Here is a 5,488-nt window from a genome sequence, read left to right as displayed (position 1 = left end):
CTTCTAAGCAGTAGGTCATTGGTTCGAATCCAATCCGGTTCACATAAAAAAAACCCGCATAATTGCGGGTTTTTTGTTTTATGTGATTAATTATTTGGTGGTAACCTTGCCCACCGCCAATTTGGTTTTGCCGAAAATACGGTCGGTTTTACCGATCAGGTAGAGCTCTTTCCCTACTATAGAACTTTTACGGGGCATAGCAGTTGGCTGATCGTCATTGGCAAACATAACTTTACGATTCAGTTTCCCGGTAAGCACATCCATGGTTACTACATAACAATCGGATTTGGCATAAAAATCGATCCGGCTTACTTTTTGTCCTGCATTTAATACCGTAGCATTTTTACGGTGATCATTAAAATAGAGATAGATATTGTCATTGAATTGCAGGGATCCGAACCCGGCATAGTAGGGCCGGCCATCGGGCAGGAAAAAGCTGGAAAAAGATACCCCTCCTGCAGTCGGAGAACTTCTTGATGCAGTAATTACCTCCCGTTGCGATTTTGGCAAAATCTGAAGCCATTCAATTTCATTCCCGCTATTCAGCTTGCACATTACCAACTCACCACATTCATAAACCATATAGGTGGTATAGGTCCAGCGGCCGGCAGACTGATTCATACCCGATGAATAAGAGGAACTGGTATAAGTATAATGATTATAATTTTCAGCCAACAATACCAACCCATTATCCGGTGTGTAATATATATTCCGGAATTTCATATACTTCGAAAATCCTTCTCCTTCATTTTGCAGTTTTGCCAGCCGTTCACGTTCTTTTCGCTCCGCCCTGGCTTCCCGATCGTCCTCCTCTAACCCGCTATCGCCAGACTCTGCAGTAACCATTGAATAGTTGATTTCTTTTTCAGCAGCGCTCAACACCTTACCGGTAGCCGGATCAATACGCTGAACCAGGAGCCCGTTGGTAGTACCTCTTTTTTCTTTACTATAAAAACTGGCAAGCAGCAGATCGTTGTCTTTACCCATCATCAATTTGGTGGAGCTTACCCATTTACCATTGATTTCCGTATTCAATTCTGTTTGCTGTTTGCCTTTTTCATCATAGATGCGGATATTATACCGGGAAAAGTCGAGGTATTTCTCTTTTTTCTTTTTGCCAGACTGATATTCAAACACTCTACCAACCAATATGATTTTTTTGTCTTTGGTGTATAACACATCTTCCAGCGTATAAGTCCTGGGTTCAAATTCATTGGAAATAGTAGCGCTTGAAGAACTGGACCGGAGATTTTGATCAAATTCCTCAACACGGTAGGTGTTTTTTTCTCTTCCGGCTATAGTGCTTATTAACACAAGCCTTGAGCTATCAGTGTTTGGAAATAACCGGAAATTTACCTGGTCTTTTTTCTCTTCTTTGGGAATGCTCGCGATTGTTTTCCAGGAACCTTTCATTTCGCCTGATTGTTTATCCACTTCTCCTACCAACAATTGAAAAGCACGGTCTGCTTTACTATAATCGGAAGCTACCACGAAAAGTTTTTTTTGAAAGGGCAGAAAATATTCAAAATTTTTCCCTTTCAGTTCCCGGTTAAAATCGGAGCGATATATTTCCTGTAATTTAGGATTCAGCTTAACCAGGGAAGCAGACTCCCTGAACGTTGCCCCTACCACGAAATAGGTACCGAGGGTCATATGTTCTTCCTCAATATATACACCTGTTTCATCGGTGAACAGCACATTAATATCACTGGTTCCCTTCTTTAGTTTAAACTCATCACCCCAATTAACTGTTTGTTTTTGAGCATAAGTACTACTGCCTAGGACAAGCATGGCCCCGAATAAAATTTCTTTAATCATGCCCACCAAACGCCGATCCTCTTCACAAATTGCAACAAACAGACATTAAAATTGCCCCTTCTCCCCCCTCCCAAACCACAACCCCTGCACCCTGCCCGCATTCACCTCAAACCCCGTTACCCGCTTATTGCCATCCCGAATAAATCTTATATGACTCATCCACCAGAAGGGGCTGGTAAATTGATCAGGTGCTATATTGGTTAAAGGCACGGTGTCATATTTCCGATGTTGTAATGTAAGCTTACCGTCTTTGAAGGCGATTGTATAAAACGCTTCCAATTCATTGCTGTAATAACGACCAGCAAACTCAGCGGTAATAACTGGCTGAATGGAGGGCTGTCGTTTAAATTTCAGCACATTATTCGGATTAATGATCTGAAATGCTGCAATCGAATCAAGTTTTACCTGCTCCGAACTGATGAGCATGGAACCACCAGACGATAACTTATACCGGCCGGCCCCTTCTTCCATAAATTTTATTTCAGAAGGTATGCCTGCATTTGCCATACGAACATATAAGCCGCCTTTATAAAAAGACAATTCTGCCTGATCTCCACGTTCGGTATAATACTTACCTGCCAGTTTTTTGAACAATACTGTATCCGCTTTATAGGCCGGCATGGGAACATCCGTTGGCTTGGTATCGGTTATTAGTAATTCTGCAATCAAGGAAGCAAGTCGGCCCGGGTTTGCAAAGCCCAGGTTACTGAATACCACTATCCCCAGTTTTTTCTCCGGATAACGAACGGCATAGGTACGGTAGCCAGCGTCTGCACCACCGTGCCCGATTTGCTCCCATCCTTTGAATTTTCCAACCATCTGCCCCATGGCATAGTCCAGTTTACGCCCGTCGTTCAGATAACCTACTTCCTTCATTTTTTGAACCAGCTCTTTTCCTCCAACTTCACCCGTTTCCAGGTTATTTAACCATTTCGCTTCATCCAGCACGGTTGTAAATAAACTCGTTGCTCCTACCGTGGAATAGCTAAGTACCGCATGCTGGTATTTTCCCCCGGCAGCAGCATTGTAGGAATAAGCACGACCAGGAACTAATTCCTGGTAATCGTCGTGAAAATGCGTGTCCTTCATACCCAATGGATTAAAGATGCGGGTCGCTGCAAATTTCCGGAGCGATTGTCCACTGAGTTTTTTTACTATTTCTGCCAACAGGGTATAACCGGTGTTACAGTACATCCACTCTTCCCCGGGCATAAAATTCAGGGCTTTTTGCGTTGTTACCAGTTTAATAATATGTTGTTGCGTAATTACATCATCCAGTTGTGTACCTCCAAGTGCAAGTAATTGCCACTGGTCTCTTAAACCACTGGTGTGCAAAATCAATTGACGGATACTTATTTTTTTGCCAAAATCGGGTATATAGTCCAGGTAATTTCGGATATCATCCTCCAATTTCAGCTTCCCTTCTTTTTCTAGTAACAGTATGCAGAAAGCTACATATTGTTTAGATTCGGAAGCTATATGAAAAACAGTAGCGGGACGAATAGGAATGGCATATTCCATATTGGCAAGACCATACCCCTTCTGGAAAATAACCTCTCCGTTTTGCTGAATAGCAACCGCACAACCTGGTGTAGAATTGGTGTAAAACTTAAAGATCGAATCTATTTTTGCGCTGGTTGAATCAGGTAGTTGTTGTGCATGTAAACTGCCTGTTATCAACAGGAAAAAGAACAATTGTTTCATTGCCAAAAGATAGCCATTAATTTTTTTACCGTAACACCAATTCCCGAGTTACCTGAATATCTTCCAGGAACCTGGAGTCGTGCGACACCACCAGCAGACTACCTTTGTATTGCCTGATTGCGTTGGCAAGGATTTCCAAATTATCAAGATCGAGATTATTGGTAGGTTCATCCAACACAATCAGGTCAGGTGCCTGCTGGCTGATATGCAGGCAGCATAACAATAAACGCATTCGCTCTCCACCGCTTAGGGAGGAACAGGTAATTTCCCAATCGGCTTTTTCAAACAGGAAACGATGCAACCGATTTTTAATATGATGGTCTTCCAACCCCTGTTTATTAAATTCACAGGCCCGCTCGAAAACAGTTTGCTTACTGTTAATCAATGAATAGTCCTGGTCGAGATAGATGGCCTTAAAATCGGCCCGGTATACTATACCACCGGATGCCTTTAATTGACCTAAGAGAAGTTTGAGAAGCGTCGTTTTCCCGGTTCCATTATTTCCTTTTAAGGCCCAACGTTCTCCGCTGTTTACCTGCCAGTTCAGCGGATTTTTCCAAACCGGTTGTCCTGGATGATATTCATAATTCATAGCGGTAGCAGAAAATAGCCGTTTCCCCTGGTGCAGGCCAGACTCTTCCCAATCAAATTTCATGGAAAGAATGGCTGGTTTTGCAGCTCGGCGCTGTAACAATTCCTCTTTTAATCCCTGCATTTTTTCAGTATGAACCTCTTTTAATTTTGCACTAGTTCTTTCAGCACTGTTACGCAGGCTATTCATCATAATTTTTGCGATGCCGGCTTTTTCCTGTTTATCTTTTCCCCGGCTGTTTAATTTCTGCTGTCGTTCTTTTGTTTCGCGTTCAATTTCCCTGGCCTGGCGAAGCGCTTTTTCAGCAGCTCCTATAGCCTGTTCCATTGCCTGCCGTTCGAGCTGTTTTTGTTGCTCAAAAAAAATCATAATTACCGCCATAAAGCTGAATACCGGAGGAGGTCATTTCGCCGGTCAGATCCAGGAGGTTAAGCAGGTTTCGGTCGTGGCTGACCAACAACATAGCAGCGGTTGTTTTTCCTAAGAAATCATACAGCAGGCCACGCGCAGTTAAATCGAGGTGATTACTTGGTTCATCCAATAATACCAGCTCAGGCTGATGCAGTTCCATGCCGGCCAACAGCAGTTTTGCTTTTTCACCACCGCTTAGTTTTTCAATAGATTGTTGTAGATCCAGGTTGCTTAATTGCCAGTTAGCCAATACTTGTTTACACCGCTCCTCAATGCTCCAGTCTTCTTCAAGGGCGTCTAACTGCGCTTCGGAAACATCTCCATTCAAAATAGCCTGTAATGCCCGCCATTTTTTTTCAATGCGCAGGACCCGGGCAACAGTACAATTGGTAAACTGCCCCACTAATTGAGGAACATAATAAGGTTTTACGGTGGTTTTTACACAACCGGAAGAAGCTGATAATTCTCCGGCTATGATCCTTAACAAAGTGGATTTGCCCACTCCGTTATTACCGATAAGGGCCATTTTTTGCCGGGGCTGCAAGTGCAGATGAAGCTGTTCAAATAATATAGATTTATTCGGATGCGAATAGGAGATATTCTGCAGATTCAACATATAACTAATTTTTTAGAAAAGAAATGGCTGCCTTAGCTGCCGGCTTTTACCTGAAAAAATTAGCGCTTCATTGTTGAATTATTCGTTAGGAAATCTGCTGCAAATATAACAAAAACTTTGACCAGCTTTCCAATTATCGAAATTTTAGCAAGTTCAAGGTAACCGGGCATACTAATTGCAGTTTACTACCGATTAAGTGTAGATCCTGTACTCAATATGAAAAAGCTATTATTTGTAACCTGTGTATTGCTGGCTGTTTCCTGTTCAAAGGAATCAACAGAACCGGAAACAGAAGAAACCAGTTCTCCTACTACTCCTGGTACCACAGCAGGCACTAATAACCTGGT

At 42.6% G+C, this 5,488-nt stretch carries 4 protein-coding genes; all 4 read right to left on the bottom strand.

The window, feature by feature from the left end:
- Window positions 1–90: 90 nt before the first annotated feature.
- Window positions 91–1,791 (bottom strand): hypothetical protein, encoded by a 1,701-nt coding sequence (locus tag A1D16_RS20535; RefSeq protein ID WP_290713163.1) that lies wholly within the window; start codon window positions 1,789–1,791, stop codon window positions 91–93.
- 72 nt (window positions 1,792–1,863) lie between these two features.
- On the bottom strand, window positions 1,864–3,522 hold the full coding sequence (locus A1D16_RS20530) for a serine hydrolase domain-containing protein (RefSeq protein WP_290713160.1): 1,659 nt from the start codon (window positions 3,520–3,522) through the stop codon (window positions 1,864–1,866).
- A gap of 25 nt (window positions 3,523–3,547) precedes the next feature.
- Window positions 3,548–4,495 carry an ATP-binding cassette domain-containing protein gene (locus tag A1D16_RS20525; RefSeq protein ID WP_290713157.1) on the bottom strand — a complete coding sequence of 316 codons (948 nt, stop codon included), beginning with the start codon at window positions 4,493–4,495 and terminating at the stop codon, window positions 3,548–3,550.
- Window positions 4,470–5,141 carry an ATP-binding cassette domain-containing protein gene (locus tag A1D16_RS20520; protein WP_290713154.1) on the bottom strand — a complete coding sequence of 224 codons (672 nt, stop codon included), beginning with the start codon at window positions 5,139–5,141 and terminating at the stop codon, window positions 4,470–4,472. The genes A1D16_RS20525 and A1D16_RS20520 overlap by 26 nt, the downstream gene beginning before the upstream one ends.
- Window positions 5,142–5,488: the final 347 nt, after the last annotated feature.

Source organism: Flavihumibacter sp. CACIAM 22H1, assembly GCF_001601815.1.
Taxonomy (GTDB): Bacteria; Bacteroidota; Bacteroidia; order Chitinophagales; family Chitinophagaceae; genus Flavihumibacter.
Note: the sequence above shows the minus strand (reverse complement) of the source record. Positions and strands in the feature narration are given on the sequence as shown.

What these genes read in the sequence shown, in the direction of transcription:
- A1D16_RS20535 (WP_290713163.1), bottom strand. Translation starts at nt 1,791, where the DNA reads ATGCTTGTCCTAGGCAGTAGTACTTATGCTCAAAAACAAACAGTTAAT.
- A1D16_RS20530 (WP_290713160.1), bottom strand. Translation starts at nt 3,522, where the DNA reads ATGAAACAATTGTTCTTTTTCCTGTTGATAACAGGCAGTTTACATGCA.
- A1D16_RS20525 (WP_290713157.1), bottom strand. Translation starts at nt 4,495, where the DNA reads ATGGCGGTAATTATGATTTTTTTTGAGCAACAAAAACAGCTCGAACGG.
- A1D16_RS20520 (WP_290713154.1), bottom strand. Translation starts at nt 5,141, where the DNA reads ATGTTGAATCTGCAGAATATCTCCTATTCGCATCCGAATAAATCTATA.